The 17,563-nt window shown below is 71.7% G+C and carries 16 protein-coding genes; 12 read left to right on the top strand and 4 right to left on the bottom strand.

The features are described from left to right. The first annotated feature begins 66 nt into the window (after positions 1 to 66). Together M2165_RS21070 and M2165_RS21075 are read left to right on the top strand one after the other, a co-directional pair. On the top strand, positions 67 to 1,287 hold the full coding sequence (locus tag M2165_RS21070) for a YbfB/YjiJ family MFS transporter (RefSeq protein ID WP_280816531.1): 1,221 nt from the start codon (positions 67 to 69) through the stop codon (positions 1,285 to 1,287). 10 nt (positions 1,288 to 1,297) lie between these two features. Next, positions 1,298 to 1,885 (top strand): methylated-DNA--[protein]-cysteine S-methyltransferase, encoded by a 588-nt coding sequence (locus M2165_RS21075; RefSeq protein ID WP_280816532.1) that lies wholly within the window; start codon positions 1,298 to 1,300, stop codon positions 1,883 to 1,885. Here the strand turns inward: M2165_RS21075 and M2165_RS21080 are convergent. Further along, complete coding sequence (locus M2165_RS21080; protein ID WP_280816533.1) at positions 1,882 to 2,769, bottom strand: LysR substrate-binding domain-containing protein; 888 nt, start codon at positions 2,767 to 2,769, stop codon at positions 1,882 to 1,884. The genes M2165_RS21075 and M2165_RS21080 overlap by 4 nt on opposite strands. A 76-nt stretch (positions 2,770 to 2,845) precedes the next feature. Between M2165_RS21080 and M2165_RS21085 the strand changes: the two genes are divergently transcribed. Further along, on the top strand, positions 2,846 to 3,979 hold the full coding sequence (locus M2165_RS21085) for an MFS transporter (protein ID WP_280816534.1): 1,134 nt from the start codon (positions 2,846 to 2,848) through the stop codon (positions 3,977 to 3,979). Between the two features lie 61 nt (positions 3,980 to 4,040). Beyond that, the gene (locus M2165_RS21090; protein ID WP_280816535.1) at positions 4,041 to 4,661 is read left to right on the top strand and encodes a pyridoxamine 5'-phosphate oxidase family protein; all 621 of its coding nucleotides are present in this window, start codon (positions 4,041 to 4,043) and stop codon (positions 4,659 to 4,661) included. 27 nt (positions 4,662 to 4,688) lie between these two features. Here the strand turns inward: M2165_RS21090 and M2165_RS21095 are convergent, their stop codons facing one another. Further along, positions 4,689 to 6,554, bottom strand: coding sequence for a M48 family metallopeptidase (locus M2165_RS21095; protein ID WP_280816536.1), 1,866 nt, complete (start codon positions 6,552 to 6,554; stop codon positions 4,689 to 4,691). A gap of 205 nt (positions 6,555 to 6,759) precedes the next feature. Here M2165_RS21095 and M2165_RS21100 point away from each other — a divergent pair, with 205 nt between their 5' ends. The 8 genes from M2165_RS21100 (at position 6,760) to M2165_RS21135 (ending at position 15,368) form a co-directional block, all read left to right on the top strand. Continuing rightward, complete coding sequence (locus tag M2165_RS21100) at positions 6,760 to 7,977, top strand: multidrug effflux MFS transporter (protein WP_280816537.1); 1,218 nt, start codon at positions 6,760 to 6,762, stop codon at positions 7,975 to 7,977. Between the two features lie 68 nt (positions 7,978 to 8,045). After that, positions 8,046 to 9,437, top strand: coding sequence for an MFS transporter (locus tag M2165_RS21105; RefSeq protein ID WP_280817592.1), 1,392 nt, complete (start codon positions 8,046 to 8,048; stop codon positions 9,435 to 9,437). A 20-nt stretch (positions 9,438 to 9,457) separates the two neighbouring features. Continuing rightward, positions 9,458 to 10,090, top strand: a complete 633-nt coding sequence (locus tag M2165_RS21110; RefSeq protein WP_280816538.1) for a paraquat-inducible protein A — start codon at positions 9,458 to 9,460, stop codon at positions 10,088 to 10,090. Next, the gene (locus tag M2165_RS21115) at positions 10,087 to 10,809 is read left to right on the top strand and encodes a paraquat-inducible protein A (RefSeq protein WP_280816539.1); all 723 of its coding nucleotides are present in this window, start codon (positions 10,087 to 10,089) and stop codon (positions 10,807 to 10,809) included. Before M2165_RS21110 ends, M2165_RS21115 begins: the two co-directional genes overlap by 4 nt. Continuing rightward, positions 10,806 to 12,452, top strand: a complete 1,647-nt coding sequence (locus M2165_RS21120) for an MlaD family protein (RefSeq protein ID WP_280816540.1) — start codon at positions 10,806 to 10,808, stop codon at positions 12,450 to 12,452. The genes M2165_RS21115 and M2165_RS21120 overlap by 4 nt, the downstream gene beginning before the upstream one ends. Beyond that, positions 12,449 to 13,087, top strand: a complete 639-nt coding sequence (locus M2165_RS21125; RefSeq protein WP_280816541.1) for a PqiC family protein — start codon at positions 12,449 to 12,451, stop codon at positions 13,085 to 13,087. The genes M2165_RS21120 and M2165_RS21125 overlap by 4 nt, the downstream gene beginning before the upstream one ends. A 142-nt stretch (positions 13,088 to 13,229) precedes the next feature. Next, positions 13,230 to 14,828, top strand: coding sequence for an MFS transporter (locus tag M2165_RS21130; protein WP_280816542.1), 1,599 nt, complete (start codon positions 13,230 to 13,232; stop codon positions 14,826 to 14,828). Between the two features lie 63 nt (positions 14,829 to 14,891). Beyond that, on the top strand, positions 14,892 to 15,368 hold the full coding sequence (locus M2165_RS21135) for a VOC family protein (protein ID WP_280816543.1): 477 nt from the start codon (positions 14,892 to 14,894) through the stop codon (positions 15,366 to 15,368). 15 nt (positions 15,369 to 15,383) lie between these two features. Here the strand turns inward: M2165_RS21135 and M2165_RS21140 are convergent, their stop codons facing one another. Both M2165_RS21140 and M2165_RS21145 read right to left on the bottom strand, forming a co-directional pair. Beyond that, entirely contained in the window at positions 15,384 to 16,682 is a 1,299-nt protein-coding gene (locus tag M2165_RS21140; protein ID WP_348541062.1) for an MATE family efflux transporter, read from the bottom strand. Between the two features lie 110 nt (positions 16,683 to 16,792). Then, positions 16,793 to 17,389, bottom strand: coding sequence for a DUF2239 family protein (locus M2165_RS21145; RefSeq protein WP_280816545.1), 597 nt, complete (start codon positions 17,387 to 17,389; stop codon positions 16,793 to 16,795). Between the last annotated feature and the right edge of the window lie 174 nt (positions 17,390 to 17,563).

Below are 17,563 nucleotides of genomic sequence, written 5' to 3' on the forward strand. Positions count from 1 at the left end.
TCGGCGGCCCGCGGGCAGCCGTGCGGCCGCTGCGCCAGAATGGCCGCCGGCCGTGGGCCTGCATCGATGTCGACCACCTCCGCACTTTCCCCCTCCGCACCGACGGCGCTGCGGCTCGCCTTCGCGCTCTCGATGGGCGCGGCCGTGTCGCTCGGCATCACGCGCTTCTCGTACGCGCTGCTGCTGCCGCCGATGCGCGCCGACCTCGGCTGGAGCTATGCGCTGGCCGGCGGCATGAACACCGCGAACGCGGTCGGCTACCTGCTCGGCGCGCTGGTCACGCCGGCATTGATGCGCCGCTTCGGCGCGACGCGGCTGCTGATGGTCGGTGCGGTGCTCGCGAGCGTGTTCATGGCGGGCAGCGGCTTCGTGACCGCCGCGCCGGCGCTGCTGCTGCAGCGGCTGCTGGCGGGCATCGCGAGCGCCTGGGTCTTCGTCGCCGGCGGGCTGATGGCGGCGCGGCTCGGCGAGGCGGCCGGTTCGCGCGGCGGGCTGCTGCTCGGCATCTACTACGGCGGCACGGGCTTCGGCATCCTGCTGTCGGCGCTGCTGGTGCCGCAGGTGCTCGGCGCCGCCGCGGACCGGCCGCACGGCTGGGCCTGGGCTTGGTGGGCGCTGGCGCTCGCGAGCGTGGCGGCGACCTGGCTGCTGGGCTGGGCGGCGCGCGCGATGCCGGCACCGGCCGCGGTCGCTTCCCCGGGCGGCGCGGGCACGGCCGGCGGCGCCGTGGCGCTGCGCCGCTTCGGCTGGGCGCTCGCGGGCTATGCGCTGTTCGGCGTCGGCTACATCGGCTACATGACCTTCGTGATCGCGCTGCTGCGCGAGCAGGGCGCGAGCACCGCGTTCGTCACGCTGTTCTACGCCTTGCTGGGCATCGCCTGCATCGCGTCCTCGCGGCTGTGGGCCGGGCTGCTCGACCGCTACCGCGGCGGCCAGCCGCAGGCGCTGCTCAACGGATTGCTCGGCATCGCGACGCTCTTGCCGGTGCTGAACGCATCGGCGGGCGTGGCGCTGGTCTCGGGGCTGCTGTTCGGCGCGGTGTTCCTCTCGGTCGTGGCCTCGACCACGGCGCTGGTGCGCCACAACCTGCCGAGCGTGCAATGGGCGCAGGGCATCAGCGCCTTCACCATCGTGTTCGCGCTCGGGCAGATCGTCGGGCCCACGGCCACGGGCTGGATCTCCGATGGGCCCGGCGGCCTCGCGCGCGGCCTCGTGGCCTCGGCCGTCGTGCTGTGGGCCGGGGCGCTGCTGGCCTCGCGCCAGCGCGCGCTGCGGCAAGCCGTATGAGAATGGCGCCATGACCGCCTCCATGAACGCCGCTTCGTCGCCGCCGGACCACCAACCGGACGCCGGCTTCGCCGTGTTCGACACCGCCATCGGCGTGTGCGGCCTCGCATGGGGACCGCACGGCCTGGTCGGCGTGCAGCTGCCGCAGGACGTGCCCGATGCCGAGGCCACGCGGCGCCGCATGCGGCAGCGCTTTCCCGCGCTGGCCGAAACCACGCCGCCCGCAAGCGCCCGACATGCCATCGACGCGGTGCGCGCGCTGCTCGACGGCACGCACGACGACCTGCGCCACATCATGCTCGACATGCGCGGCGTCTCCGACTTCCATCGCCGCGTCTACGAGATCGCGCGCCGCATCCCGCCGGGGCAGACGCGCACCTACGGCGAGATCGCGGCCGAGCTCCGCGACCTCGGCCTGTCGCGCGCAGTCGGCCAGGCCATGGGCCTGAACCCCTTCGCGCCCGTGGTGCCCTGCCACCGCGTGCTCGCGGCGGGCAACAAGCCCGGCGGCTTTTCGGCGGGCGGCGGTGCGCTGACGAAGCTGAAGATGCTCGACATCGAAGGCGCGACGCCGGGCGGGACGCTGCCGCTCTTCTAGCCTGCGCCGCGACCCATCTGCTCGAACCACGCCGCCACCTGCCGCGCCTCGGGCGAGGCATCGGGCGAGAGGCCGTAGTAGTAGCGCGCCAGCGGCATGCGCAGGGCGGGCAGCGGCGACTGCAGCCGGCCCGATGCGAGGTCGTGCGCCAGCAGCGACGTGGGCGCGAGCGCGATGCCGAGCCCGTCGATCGCGGCCTGGAGCACGAAATGCAGGTGATCGAACTGCAGCCGCCCGGCGGGCCGCGCGCGCGGGGCGCCGACCTGTTTCTTCCAGGCGTCCCAGTCGTCCCTGCGCGTGCGGGCCGAGAGCAGAACGTGCGCCGGCAATGCCTTCAGCGTGTCGAGCGGCTTGGCGGCGAAGAGCGCGGGCGCGCCGACCACCAGCACCTCGTCCTCCAGAAAGGGATGCGGCCGCATCGACGCCGGCCAGCCCTCGCGCCCGCGCCGCACGGCGATGTCGAAGCCCTCGGCCGCCTGGCCGGGCGGCACGGTGCTGGTCACCACGCGCGGCTCGATGCCGGGGCAGTGCAGCGCGAAGGAAGGCAGGCGCGGAATCAGCCAGCGCACCGCGAACGAGGGCCGCACGTCGATGCGCACGGCGCGCGCGGGCGTCTCGGCACGCAGCGCCCGCGCCGCGGCGCCGACCTGCGCGAGCGCGGGCTCGACCTCGGCGAAGAACTGCTGGCCCTCGGCCGTGAGCGCCACCTGGCGCACGCGGCGCTCGAACAGCGCGGCGCCGAGGAAGTCCTCGAGGCTTTTCACCTGCCGGCTGATCGCGCTGTGCGTGACATGGAGTTCGTGCGCCGCGCGCGTGAAGCTCAGGTGGCGCGCCGCCGCGGCAAAGGCGCGCACGGCGTTCAGGGGAGGCTCGCGAGGCGGCATGCGTTCGATTTTCTCACGCGTGCCGCGCGCGAATGTCGTTTGTCGGCGCCGCGCGCAGGGCGCACGATGCGTGCCGATGCCGCCCGATCCGACCGACCGCCATTCCCGCCACGCCGCGCTCGCGCTCGGCCTCGCATTGCCGACCGACGTGCTGCTCTACCTGCTGCTGCCGATGTACGCGCCGCAGTTCGGCGTGACGCTGGCCGAGGCCGGCGTGCTGCTGGCGGCCAACCGGCTGGTGCGCATCGCGGGCTACGGCTGGGTGGCCGACTTCTATGCGCGCCACGGCGACCGCCGCACCTGCACGCTGGCGGTCGCGGGCGCGGTGGGCTGCGGGCTGGGCTATGCGGTGCTCTCGGGCTTCTGGGCGCTGCTGCCGCTGCGGCTGCTCTGGGGGCTGTGCTTCGCGGCCTTCAATCTCTCGACGCAGGCGCTGGCGACCGCCGACCCGATCGGCGTCGCGCGCCGCAGCGGACGCTCGCGCGCCTTCATCGCGATGGGGCCGGTGCTGGCGCTGCCGCTCGGCGCGCTGCTCGCGCAGTGGAGCGGACCGCGCGCGATCTTCTGGCTGCTCACGGTGTCGGCGCTGCTCGGCCTGGTCGCGGCGCGGCGGCTGCCGGCCACGCCGCATTCGGTCGCGGCGCCGGTGCGGCGCTTCCAGCGGCCCAACAGCCTCGACGGCTGGTCGTTCATGGAGGGCCTCGCGCTCGACGGGCTGTTCATCGTCGGCCTGTCGTACCTCGGCAAAGACCTGCTGCCGGGTTCGGCGGTGGTGGTGGCCGGGCTGCTCATGGCCATGCGCTACCTGTCGGAGATCGCGTTGAGCCCGGCCGGCGGCCGCATGGCCGAGCGCTTCGGCGCCGAGCGGCTGCTGGTCGGCCTGTCGCTCGCGACGGCGATCGCGCTCGTGGGCTTCGGCCTCGGCTGGCTCTGGAGCTGCGCGGCAATGATCGTGGTGCTGCGCGCACTGCAGCTGCCGCTGGTGGCGCCGATCGTCGCGCACCGCACACCGGGGCCGCAACGCCTGCAGGCGCTGGCGGCGCGCTCGACCTGGCGCGACATCGGCGCCGGCGCCGGGCCGATGCTCGCGGGCCTGCTGCTGCCGGTGGCGCCGGCCGCATGGATCTACGGTGCGGCCGCGCTGCTGCTCGCGGCGGCCGCCCTGGGCTGCGGCCGGAGCGCTTCGCGCGCGGTCCGTGCCGCCGACTGATGCGCGCGTGTTCCTGTCCGATTCCGCGTTGTTTCGATCACCTTTCTTCCGCCATTCCGCCATGACCGACGATCCGCATGCCATCCAGACCCTCGCGCAGCTCGAAGCGCTGTTCGGCCAGCCGGGCGAAGCCTCGTTGAAGAAGGAGGTGCCGTACCTGCATCCGACTTACCAAGCGCTGATCGCTGCGTCGCCTTTCGCGGTGCTCGCCACCCTCGGGCCCGGCGGGCTCGATGCCTCGCCGCGCGGCGATCCGCCGGGCTTCGTGGCGGTGCAGGACGAGAAGACCCTGCTGCTGCCCGAGCGCCGCGGCAACAACCGCATCGACAGCCTGCGCAACATCGTGGCCGATCCGCGCGTGGCGCTGCTGTTCCTCATTCCGGGCGTGGGCGAGACGCTGCGCGTGAACGGCCGCGCGCGCATCAGGGCCACGCCCGAACTGCTCGCGCGCTTCGCGGTCGAGGGCAAGCCGCCCCAGTGCGTGATCGAGATCGCGGTCGAGACGGTGTTCTTCCAGTGCGCGCGTGCGATCCAGCGCTCGCAGCTGTGGGCGCCCGTGCCCCAGGGGCCACGGCCGGTACCGACGCCGGGCGCCATCCTGTCGGCGCTGACCGACGCGGCCTTCGACGGCGAAGGCTACGACCGCGCGCTGCCGGCGCGGCAGCGCGCCACGCTGTACTGAAACGGCGGCGGCTGCGCGGCGGCGCCCTCAGGCGGGCGCGGCCTGTTCGGCCTGCTGCTGCGCGCGCATGATCTGGTGCCGCTGCCAGTAGCGCCCGAGCACGGCCTTGAAGTCTTCCTTCTGCTTGCCGATGCCCTTGAGCTTGAGCTTGGTGGTGCGCGCGCCGAGCATGCCCTTGTCGTGGTGTGTGACGGTCAGGAAGTCGCCGAAGGTGTTGTCCTGGTAGCTGAGGTTCTTGACCTCGTCCCATGCAACGGCGGAGCCGCCCTCGGCGCTGGTGCGCAGGCCTTCGTGGCTGACCTCGATGCGCTCGCCGTCCTTCAGCGCGAAGGCGAGCGGCGGGAAATGGCGCAGCACCACCTCGCGCTCCTCCTCGGTGGCGGGCTCGTAGCGGTAGGCGAGGCTCAGCTCGTGGTTCTGCACGAAGCGCTGCTCGTAGGCGCTCCAGAGCCGCTGCTCGATGTCCGGCGCGGTTTCGATCTCGTCGGCCCACGAGGCCCGCGGCGCGGCCGCGACGATGCTGCCGTAGGCGCTCTCCGGCACGTGGTGGCCGACGTTGCGCATGCGCTCGGCCAGCGGCGGATGGCTGTCGTAGGGATGCGGCACGTCGGCGGTCTTCATGCTTTCGAGGAAGGCTTCCGACAGGGCGTAGGGCGACAGGCCCTCGGCCACGAAGCCGGCGATGCCGAGCGCGCCGGCATGCTGGCGGTCGTGGGCGAAGAGGCTGCGCTCCACGTCGTTGCGGTAGCGCGCATAGGCCGAGATCTTGATCAGCGACTGCACGATGGCGCCGGGCGCCGTGAGGCCCGCGGCCACGCGGTCGGCCAGGTACTCGCGCTCGCGGCTGTCGCGTGCCAGCGCGAAGGCGAAGATCATCCGGTAGAGCCGCAGCAGGTAGTGCGCCACGATGGTCAGGCCGCCGCTGCGCATCTGCCAGGTGTAGGCATCGAACTGCTGCAGCTTCGGACCGAGCAGGGCGCTGCTGCGGGTGTCCCCGCCGCCCAGGTGCGCGAGTTCGTGCGCGAGCACCGCGTCGGCCTCCGACTGGTCGAGCACGCGCAGCAGCGGAATGCTCACGAACAGGGTGCGGCCCTGCAGCGCGCGGCCGGCCACCTCGCAGGGCGCTTCGGTGACGAAGAAGTTGGTGTCGATGCCGGCCATGATCTGGTCCGGCGGCGCGGTCTTCACGCGGGCCGCGAGCTGGCGCACGCGCGCCCAGAGGCGCGGCGCGTCGGCCTCGGCCACGAGTTCGCCTTCGATCTCCCAGCCCGAGGGCAGCTTCTTGAAGAGCGTGTAGACCGCGTAGAACACCGCCGCCGCGGCCATGATGCCCGCGAGCGCGATCAGCTTGACGTAGTAGCTGTGCCAGAAATACGCGGTGAGCCAGAACGAGAGCCACACCAGCATCGCGCTCTGCAGCACTACCTCGGCCGCGCTCGACACCGTCATCAGGCGCCAGCCCGCGACGAAGCTCGCGTAGCGCAGCCCGCGGTTCACGAAGGCGAGCGCGCCCAGCACCAGCGCCGCCGCGAGCAGCGCCGCGCCCAGAAGCAGGGTGCCGACGGCCGCGCGCTCCGCCCAGTGGAACTGCCAATGCATGCCGTAGGGCTCGCACACCTGGTCGTGGAAGTCCTTGTCCTCCGGCGCGGTGGCCGTGCAGGCCTGCGACAGCGGATGGCTGCGGTAGAAGGCCGCGGCCTCGGCCTTGTCGTTGGCCGAGAGCCGCGCGTCGGCGGCGATGCGCGCCTCGATCGTCCGCAGGAAATCGGCGTCCTGGGTGCGCTGCGCATAGGTGGTGAAGGCCAGCGTCGCCGCCGGAATGGCGAACAGCGACACCAGTGTCAGAAGGAACACGCGAAAGAGATCGCCGTGGATCGTGCGTGCAGGGGCCATGGTCTTGCTACTCCTCGAAGCCTGTTGTGGTCGTTGTATGGAACTCTCCGGAGGCCGTAGCGTAGCGGCCGACCGCGGCGCCGTGCACGCGAATTCGCGTCCTCGACCGCGCTTTGTCGCAGGCATGAATACGAAGTTCGTAAGCCGATGCGCGCCGTCGACCCCACGCCTGCACCGAAAGGCGCCCTTGGCGACAATCGACGCGATGCGTTCTTCTTCCCCGTTCTTCAGGATGGCCCTGCTGCTGGGCCTGCTTTCCGCCATCGGCCCGTTCGCCATCGACATGTACCTGCCGGCGCTGCCGGCCATCGGCCAGACGCTCAACGCCGACATCGGCGCGGTGCAGATGAGCCTCACGGCCTTCTTCCTCTCGCTGGGCGCGGGCCAGCTGCTGTTCGGTCCGGTATCCGACATGGTCGGGCGCAAGCCGCCGCTCTATGCCGGGCTGGCGCTGTTCGCGGCCGCGAGCGTGGGCTGCGCGCTCGCCACCGACATCCACACGCTGATCGCGCTGCGCTTCGTGCAGGGCCTGGGCGCGGCGGCCGGCATGGCGATCCCGCGCGCCGTCGTGCGCGACCTGCACACCGGCACCGACGCGGCGCGGCTGATGTCGCTGCTGATCCTGGTGTTCAGCGTGTCGCCGATCCTCGCGCCGCTCGCGGGCAGCGCGGTGATCGCGGTTGCGGGCTGGCGCGGCGTGTTCTGGGCGGTGACGATCGCCGCCGCCGCGGGCCTCGCGATGATGGCCATGCAGCTCGAGGAAACGCGCCCGCCGGCGGAGCGCGTCGAGAGCAGCCTCGGCAGTGCGCTGTCCGCGTACGCGCTGCTGCTGCGCGACTGGCACTACCTCGGGCTGGTGTTCATCGGCGGCTTCGCGATGGCGGGCTTCTTCACCTACCTGGCCAATTCGTCGTTCGTGATGATCGACCACTACGGCCTGTCGCCCGCGATGTACAGCGTGGCCTTCGGCGTGAACGCGGCGGCCTTCATCGGCGCTTCGCAGTTCACCGGGCCGCTGGGCGAGCGCTACGGCCTGGTGGGCCTGGTGAAGTTCGGCGTGGTGGCCTCCAGCCTCACGATGCTGGCGATGTTCGCGTACTTCGCGGGCGGCGGCGACGCGCTCTGGGTGCTCGTCGTGCTGTACTTCATCGCCTCGGGCTTCATGGGCCTCGTGATCCCGACCACCGGCGTGCTCGCGCTCGAGATGCACGGCGCGATCGCGGGCACCGCCTCGGCGCTGCTCGGCACGCTGCAGATGCTGACCGGCGCGCTGGCGATGGCGGTGGTGGGCTTCTTCTCCGACGGCCGCCCGCTGCCGATGGTGACCGGCATGGCCGCGGGCGCCTTCGTCTCGCTGGCGCTCACCTGGCTCACGCTGGGCCGCGTGCGCTCCCAGCCCGGCCGCGGGGCGCAGCGGGCGTGAGAGCCACCACGGACTTCGGACCCGGCGGCGCAAGCCCGGCCGGCGCAGGCGGCGGGGCAGGGCAGCCGATGGACGGCCTGCCGCAGCCCGCGCGGCAGCGCGCGATGCTGGTGATCATCCTCGGCATCATGGTGGCGGTGCTCGACGGCACCATCGTCAACCTCGCGCTGCCGGGCATCGCGCGCGAGCTGCAGGCCAGCGCCTCGCATGCGATCTGGGTGGTCAACGCCTACCAGATCGCCACGCTGGTGATGCTCTTGCCGCTGGCTTCGCTCGGCGACCTGGTCGGCTACCGGCGCGTGTACCTCGTGGGCATGGCGGTGTTCACCGTGGCCTCGATCGGCGCGACCTTCGCCAACTCGCTCGGCACGCTGATCGCGGCGCGCACCTTCCAGGGCCTGGGCGCGGCCGGCATCATGAGCGTGAACGCCGCGCTGGTGCGCCTGACCTTTCCGGCGGCGCTGCTGGGGCGCGGCATGGCGATCAACTCGATGGTGGTGGCCACCTCCTCGGTGGCCGGGCCGTCCGTGGCGGCGGCGATCCTGTCGGTGGCCTCGTGGCCGTGGCTGTTCGCGATCAACGTGCCGCTCGGGCTGCTGGTCTTCGCGCTCGGCATGAAGGCGCTGCCGTTCAACCGCGTGCCGCCCGCGGCGGGGCTGCGCTTCTCGCCGGTGGACGTGGCGCTCAACGTGCTGATGTTCGCGCTGGTGTTCCTCGGCGTCGACCGGCTCGGCGTGCGCGACCCGGCGGCGGCGGGTGCCGGCGCGCCGTGGTCGGCCTGGGCGATCCTGCTGGCCGGCGTGGCCGTGGGCTTCGTCTACCTGCGGCGGCAGCGCCGGCTCGCGGTGCCGGTGTTCCCGATCGACCTGCTGCGCATCCCGGTGTTCGCGCTGTCGATGGGCACTTCGGTGGCCGCCTTCTGCGCGCAGATGCTGGCCTACATCGCGCTGCCCTTCCTGCTGCTGGAGGTGTACGGCCGCAGCCACATCGAGGCCGGGCTGCTGATCACCGCCTGGCCGCTCGCGATCGTCGCGATGGCGCCGGTCGCCGGCCGGCTGATCGGCCGCTACCCCGACGGGCTGCTCGGCGGCATCGGGCTGGCGCTGCTCGCGACCGGCCTGGCGCTGCTGGCCGCGCTGCCGGCGCATCCGGGCAATGCCGACATCGCCTGGCGCATGGCGCTGTGCGGCCTGGGCTTCGGGCTCTTTCAGTCGCCCAACAACCACACGATCGTGACTTCGCCGCCCGCGCACCGCAGCGGCGCGGCCAGCGGCATGCTCGGCACCGCGCGCCTCACGGGCCAGACCCTGGGCGCGGTGGTGCTGGCGGGGGTGTTCAGCGTCTGGAGCCCGCACGGCGGGCATGGGCCGGTGGTGGCGCTGGTGCTGGCGGCCTGTTTCGCCGGGGTGGCGGCAGTTTTCAGCAGTCTGCGGCTCCGGACGACGGGGCACCACGGCTGAATCGGTTAGGGTACGGCCCCATGACGGAAGTACCTGAAACCGTGGTTTGTCCGGGCTGCGACGCGGTCTTCAGCCGCGCACCGCTCGCGCGGCGCGAGGTCTCGTGCTGCGCCCGCTGCGGTACCGAGCTCTACCGCCACCCGGGCGACCTGCAGCGCAGCATCCTGCCGCTGACGCTCGCCTGCCTGATCATGTTCGCCATCGCCAACCTGTTCCCGATCGTCGAGATCGAGCTCCAGGGCCTGCGCAGCCAGACCACGCTGGCGGGCGCGGTGGTGGTGCTGAGCCGCGAGGGCATGTCGGTGGTGGCGCTGCTGGTGCTGGCGACTACGCTGCTGTTCCCGCTGCTGCAGCTATGCATCCTGGCCTACCTGCTGGTGCCGCTGCGGCAGGAGCGCCGGGCGCCGGGCTTCGCGATCCTGGTGCGGTCGATGCAGATGCTGCGCCCGTGGGGAATGATCGAGGTGTTCCTGCTCGGCGTGCTGGTGGCGATCGTCAAGCTCTCGAGCATGGCGACGGTGGTGGCCGGCCCCGCGCTCTGGGCCTTCATGGCGCTCACGGTGATGCTCACCGCGGTGCTCTCGTTCAACCCGAACGCCTTCTGGGAAATGACCTTCCGCCCGCCCGGCGAGCCGAAGGAGGAGGGCGCGTGATCGGCCCCTGGCATGCGCACGGCCACGAGGCCGAGAATGGCGACGCGCCGCTGCCCACCGCCGCCGCGCTCGGCCTGCTGGCCTGCCCGCACTGCGACGCCGTCTGGCGCGACGCGGCCGACGGCGAGCCCTGCGGCCGCTGCGGCACCCGCCTCTACGCGCGCAAGCCCTACAGCCTGAGCCGCACCTGGGCCTTCCTGATCGCGGCCTGCATCATGTACATCCCGGCCAACCTGCTGCCGGTGATGATCACGCGCACGCTGTTCGGCGCGCAGTACGACACCATCCTGAGCGGCGTGATCTACTTCTGGGTCTCGGGCGCCTACGGGCTGGCGGCGATCATCTTCATCGCGAGCTTCCTGGTGCCGCTGTTCAAGCTCACGGTGCTGATCCTGCTCGCGCTGCTGGCCCAGCGCGGCAGCGACTGGCGCCGGCCCGAGCGGGCGAAGCTCTATCACATCGTCGAGATCATCGGCCGCTGGTCGATGCTCGACGTGTTCGTGGTCTCGCTGCTCACCGGGCTGGTGCAGATCCAGGGCTTCGCGGTGATCCACGCGGGCGTGGGCATCGCGGCCTTCGGCTCGGTCGTGGTGCTCACCATGCTGGCCTCGCTGAGCTTCGACCCGAGGCTCACCTGGGACGGCAGGGCGCAACAGCAGGCGGAGCGCGAGCGACGGGAACAACCATCGAGTGACGACAGGGAAGCCAAACCAGCATGAGTGACGACGAAGCCAACCCCAACGACAAGCCGGCGCCGCCGGAGCTGCCCGCGCCGCGCGTGGTGCGGCGGCGCGAGTGGCTGCCCTCGCTAATCTGGCTGATCCCGATCGTGGCGGCCCTGGTCGGCGTGATGCTGGTGGTGCGCATCCTGATGGAGCGCGGTCCCGAGATCGTGCTCACCTTCAACACGGCCGAAGGCCTCGAAGCCAACAAGACCGCCGTCAAGTACAAGGACGTGCAGATCGGCACCGTGCAGAGCCTGCGGCTCGCGCGCGACCGCTCGCACGTGCGCGTGACGGTGCAGCTCAACAAGGATGCCGAGAGCTTCACCGCCGAGGACTCGCGCTTCTGGGTGGTGCGGCCGCGGCTCGACACCTCGGGCATCTCGGGACTGGGCACGCTGCTGTCGGGCGCCTACATCGGCGCCGACGCGGGCGTGTCGAAGGAGACCGCGAGTGAGTTCAAGGGCCTGGAAGACCCGCCCATCGTGACCCGCGACGCGAACGGCCGGCAGTTCCTGCTGCGCGCCACCGACGTCGGCTCGCTCGACGTCGGCTCGCCGATCTATTTCCGCCGCATCAAGGTGGGCCAGCTGGCGGCCTACGAGCTCGACGGCGACGGCCGCGGCGTGACGCTGCGCGTCTTCATCAACGCGCCCTACGACAAGTTCGTCGGCGTCAACACGCGCTTCTGGCAGGCGAGCGGCATCGACGCGCAGCTCAGCGCGAGCGGCTTCACGCTGCGCACGCAGTCGCTCGCCACCATCCTGCTCGGCGGCATCGCCTTCGGCGCCCCGGACGACGCGATGGGCCCGCGCGCAGCGGAGAACGCGGCCTTCGTGCTCGCGGGTGACGAGACCACGGCCATGAAGGAACCGGACGGTCCGCCGCAGACCCTGCTGATGTACTTCAACCAGTCGCTGCGCGGATTGACGCCGGGCGCGCCGGTGGACTTCCGCGGCGTGGTGATCGGCGAGGTGAAGTCGATCGGCGTCGAGTTCGACCGCGCCGAGCGCGAGTTCCGCATGCCGGTGCTGGTGCAGGTCTACCCGGACCGGCTGCGCCGCCGCGCCGGCGAGCGCGGCACCGAGTCGCACGCCACGCAGCAGGAGCGCCTGCGCTTCCTCGCGGAGAAGGGGCTGCGGGCCCAGCTGCGCAACGGCAACCTGCTGACCGGGCAGGTGTACGTGGCGCTCGATTTCTTCCCCAAGGCGCCGCCCGCGAAGATCGACGTGACCAAGAACCCGGTCGAGCTGCCCACCATGCCCAACAGCCTCGACGAGATCCAGTCGCAGGTGCAGGAGATCGCGAGCAAGCTCAACAAGGTGCCCTACGAGCAGATCGCGGCCGACCTGCGCACCACGCTCAACACGCTCAACAAGACGCTCGCGACCGCCGAGCAGGCGGTGAGCCGGATCAACAACGACGTCACGCCCGAGCTGGCCGCGGCCATGAAGGACGTGCGCAAGACCGTGAACAATGCCGAGCGCACCTTGGCCGACGATTCGCCGCTGCAGCAGGACATGCGCCAGACGCTGCGCGAACTCACGCGCGCCGCGGGTTCGGTGCGCGTGCTGACCGACTACCTCGAGCGCCATCCCGAATCGCTCTTGCGCGGCAAACCGGACGACAGGAAGAAATGAATCAGAAGACAACGACGGGGTTCCCCCCGGCCTGGGCGCCGGCCGCCGCGGCGGCGCTGCTGGCGCTCGCGGGCTGCGCGAGCCAGCCCGACAACTACTACACGCTCGCAAGCCCGGTGGCCGAGGCCGCACCGCCGGCCGCGGGCGCCGCGCCGATCTACATCGAACTCGCGCCCGTGGCCGTGCCCGAGCGGCTGGCGCGGCCGCAGATGGTGGTGGGCCGTGCGAGCGGCGGCGTGCAGGTCGACGTGCTCGAGCAGCACCGCTGGGCCGCGTCGTTCGAGAACGAGCTGCGCGATGCGCTTTCGAGCGGCATCGCCGAGCGGCTCGGCGCGATCGACGTCACCAAGGCCGGCCGGCCCGGCGCGCAGCCGGTGTGGCGCATCGCGGTGCAGGTGCGGCAGTTCGACGCGGTCGACGGCGGCCGCGTGGAGGCGGGTTTCAGCTGGACGCTGCGGCGTGCCGACGAGGCGCGCATCCTGTCGTGCCAGCTGAACGTCGGCGAGCCGGTCGCACGCGGCATCGATGCGCTCGCGCAGGGTGCGCAGCGCGTCACCGCCGCCGCGGCCGCCGCCATCGCGCGCAGCGTGAGCGCCGCGCAGGCGAATGCGGCGGCCACCGCCTGCGCGCTCTGAACTTCTTTCTCCCTCCCCCGCCGGGGGAGGGCAGGGGTGGGGGCACGGCGGCCTGGGCGACGCCGACCGTCCGCCTCACAATCGGGCAGCCCCCATCCCGACCTTCCCCCAGCGGGGGAAGGAGAAAAACCGGAGACCTCCGATGACCCAGATCGGCAAGCCGCCCTGCGACAACGCGCTGATCCTCCATGGCGCGAAGGCGGATGAAGCAGCCTGCCCCGAAGCCTCCAAGCCCTGGGTGCTGGCCGCGGCCATCGTCGGCTCGAGCATGGCCTTCATCGACGGCACCGTCGTCAACGTCGCGCTGCCCGCCATCCAGCGCGACCTCGGCGCCACCGCCTTCCAGGCCCAGTGGGTGGTCGAGTCCTATGCCTTGCTGCTGGCCGCGCTGCTGCTGGTGGGGGGTGCGCTCGGCGACCACTTCGGGCGGCGCCGCATGTTCGCGCTCGGCGTCGGCCTGTTCGCGATCGCCTCGGTGGCCTGCGGTCTCGCGGCCAGCGTGCAGCAGCTGATCGCGGCGCGCGCGGTGCAGGGCATCGGCGGCGCCTTGCTGGTGCCCGGCAGCCTCGCGCTGATCAGCGCCTCGTTTCCGGAGAAGGAGCGCGGCAAGGCCATCGGCACCTGGTCGGGCTTCAGCGGCATCACGGCCGCGGTCGGGCCGGTGCTCGGCGGCTTCCTGGTCGACCATTTCTCGTGGACCTGGGCCTTCTACATCAACGTGCCGATGGCGCTGCTGGTGCTGTGGATCGCCTGGCGCCACGTGCCGGAGAGCCGCGGTTCCGCCGCGAGCGGCGGGCTCGACGTCTACGGCGCGCTGCTCGCGACCGCGGGCCTGGGCGGCATCGTCTACGCCTTCATCGAGGCGCCCACGCAGCACTGGCGCTCGCCCGCAGTGCTGTCGGCGCTGGCCATCGGCATCGCCGCGAGCGCGGGCTTCCTCGCGGTCGAGCGCCGGGCGCGCACGCCGATGCTGCCGCTGGAACTGCTGCGCATCCGCAACTTCAGCGGCGCCAACCTGCTGACGCTGCTGCTGTATGCGGCGCTCGGCGGCGGGCTGTATTTCTTTCCGCTCAACCTGATCCAGGTGCAGGGCTACTCGGCCACGGTCGCGGGCGCGGCGCTGCTGCCGTTCATCCTGATCATGTTCGCGCTCTCGGGCTGGGCCGGCCAGCTGGTCGACCGCTTCGGGCCGCGGCTGCCGCTGGTCGTCGGCCCGGCCATCGCGGCCGCGGGCTTCGCGCTGTTCGCGCTGCCGGGCGTGGGCGCGAGCTACTGGAGCGGTTTCCTGCCGGCGGTGGTGGTGCTGGGCTTCGGCATGACGGTGACGGTGGCGCCGCTCACCACCACCGTGATGAACGCCGTCGGCCCCGAGCAGGCGGGCGTGGCCTCGGGCGTCAACAACGCGGTCTCGCGCGCGGCCGCGGTGCTGGCGATCGCGGTCTTCGGCGTGGTCATGGCGCGGGTCTTCGATGCGGTGCTGGCCGAGCGGCTGCACGACATGGGTGCCTCGGCCGAGGTCACGGCGTTCCTCGAGGCCGAGCGCAGCAAGCTCGCGGGCGCCGCGCTCCCGCCGGGCGCCGATGCGGCGGCCGCCGCGGTGCTGAAACGCGCGGTGGCCGAGTCCTTCGTCGCGGGCTTCCGCTGGGTAATGCTGATCTGCGCCGGGCTGGCCGCGCTCAGTGCCGCCAGCGCCTGGCTGATGATCGATCGCCGCGGCGGTGCGAAGCCGGACGGGGGTTGACAGGCACCCCGGGGCACCTCGATACTGAACTCACAGGTTCAACATAAAACCCAGGAGATGCCCATGCAGAAGATCGTTCCCTGCCTCTGGTTCGACCGCAACGGCGAGGATGCGCTCAGGTTCTACACCGCGATCTTTCCGAACTCGCGCGTGACCGAGACCCAGCTCTGGGGCGACGAGAACCCCAGCCTCAAGGGCTCGCTGCTCACCGCCACCTTCGAACTCGACGGCCAGTCGTTCATGGTGCTGAACGGCGGGCCGCAGTACAAGTTCACGCCGGCGATCTCGATGCTCGTGCACTGCAAGGACCAGGCCGAGGTCGACCGCTACTGGGAGAAGCTGCTCGAAGGCGGCGGCCAGCCGGTGCAGTGCGGCTGGCTCACCGACCGCTTCGGCGTGTCGTGGCAGGTGGTGCCCACGGCCATGATCCGGATGTTCCAGGACAAGGACCCGGCCAAGGCCGCGCGCGCGATGCGGGCGATGATGGAGATGGTCAAGCTCGACCTGGCCGCCGTGCAGAAGGCCTTCGACGGCGCCTGACCCCAGCCGCCGCCGCTACACCAGCCGCCGGATCGCCTTCCTGCGCCACACGAGGCGGTAGTAGGCCGTCTGCAGCAGCAGCATCGCGCCGAAGGTGACCGGGTACGCATACCAGATGCCGTTCAGCCCGATGCGGTGGCTCATGAACCAGGCCACCGGCACCTCGACGCCGATCAGGCAGACGATGGAGATCGCCGTGGGCACCAGCACCGATCCGCTCGCGCGCATGATCCCCGAGAGGGCCGAGGCCATGCCGAAGATCACCAGGCTCCACAGCATGATGTGCAGCAGCGTCTGTGCGACCTCGATCACCGGCGCGCTGGTGATGAAGAAGCCCATCAGCGGGCGCGAGAACAGGTAGCCGAGCAGCACCAGCCCGCCGGTGAGCGCGAGGTTCATCATCAGCGCCGTCTTCGCGATGGCGCCGAGGCGGTCGGCACGGCCCGCGCCGATGGCCTGCGCGCCGAGGATCGAGGCGGTGATCGCGATCGAGATGGCCGGGAACTGCACGTAGGCCACCACCTGGTTGACCGCGCCGTAGGCCGCGGTGGCGCTCGAACCGTAGCCGTTGACCAGCGACAGCAGCACCACCTCGGACAGCGCGACCACGATCATCTGCACGCCCGTGGGCACGCCGACCTTGAGCACGGCCTTCAGCAGCTTCGGATCGATGCGCATGCTGCGCAGGAAGGCCCTGTCGGGTGCGAGCGGGCTGCCGCGGCGGTGCAGGCGCCAGCCGAGCCACAGCGTGGCCAGCACGAAGGCCAGCACGCTGGCCCAGGCGCCGCTCGCCACGCCGAGCTGCGGCAGCCCGCCCCAGCCGCGGATCAGCGCGGGCGTGACCACGAGCCCGGTCGCGGTGGAGATGATCAGCGTGAGCAGCGGCGTGATGGTGTCGCCGACGCCGCGCAGCATGGCCGTGGAGAGCAGGAACACGAAGAGTCCCGGCATTGCGATCAGCATGATGCGGGCGTAGCGCGTGGCATCGGCCAGCACGTCGGGCGGCGTGCCCAGCGCGGCCAGCATCGGCGTGGTGAAGGCGCCGCCGAACACCGCGATCACCAGCCCCATCAGGATGCCGACCGTCAGCGTGGTGCCCGCCACGGCCCTGGCCTTGGCCGCGTCGCGCGCGCCCCAGGCCTGGCCGATCAGCACCGAAGCGCCGGCGCCCAGGCCGATGACGAAGGCGATGAAGAAGAACAGCACCGGGAAGAAGCTCGACACCGCGGCCAGCGCGCCGACGCCGATCATCTGCCCGATGTAGATGTTGTTGATGGTGCCCGAGAGCGACTGCAGGATGTTGCTGAGCAGCATCGGCGCGAGGAAGAACAGGAAGGTCTTCCACAGTGCGCGCGGCGCGCCGACCGGCGCGACGGGCGTGCCCTGGAGGCCGCTGGGGCGGGGGGCGGTGTTCGTGTTGTCGTTCATTCCGGGGTGGGCCAGCTTGCGCCGGCCAGTTCGTGGAGGTGGGCCCGCAGATCCTCGGGCCAGGCAGCCAGCCGTTCCTCGAAGCCTGCCCGGTCGGCCGCGAAGAGCGCACGGGCCGCTTCCTCGAAGCCCGGCAGATTGCCGGCGAGCGCGGTCATCACGCCATAGGCGGCTTCGCGTGCCGCGCGCGCGGCGTCGCGCCCGGCATGGACGCGCCGCGCCTCGTCGACCAGCCGGCGCAGCGCGACCGACGCGCCGCCGGGCTGGCGCGCGAGCCATTCCCACTGGCGCGGCAGCAGCGTGACCTCGCGCGCGACCACGCCCAGCTTCGGCCGCCCGACGCCACGCGGTGGCTCGTCGGACGCGGCGGCCGCGGGCGGTGGCGCATCGCGCAGGTCGAGGTCCACCTGCATGCCGGTGCGGTCGTCGAACACGAGGCAGGGTGCGTCGTCCGTGCGCGCGCGCAGCGCGGCGATCAGCTCGGCGCGCGAACCGCGCGCGATGCGCCGGAAGCCGGCAAACGCGGTCAGGGTGGCGGGTGCGCCAGCCGCCGAGGCGGCGGCAGCGGGGGCCTGAATATGTTCGGAAGTCATCGTGGGGGAGCGGTAATTTACCCGGGAAAAATGAAGTCGACCTGAATTTTCTTGTGCCGCAAGGAACAGGAAGGCAAAGGGCGAAGCAGGCATCGCCGCATTTTACCCGGATCAAATAGGAATTCGCAATATACCCGGGTAAAAAGAACGCGGCCGGGCGCCTCGTGCCCCTAT

The organism is Variovorax sp. TBS-050B (assembly GCF_029893635.1).
Classification (GTDB): Bacteria; Pseudomonadota; Gammaproteobacteria; order Burkholderiales; family Burkholderiaceae_C; genus Variovorax.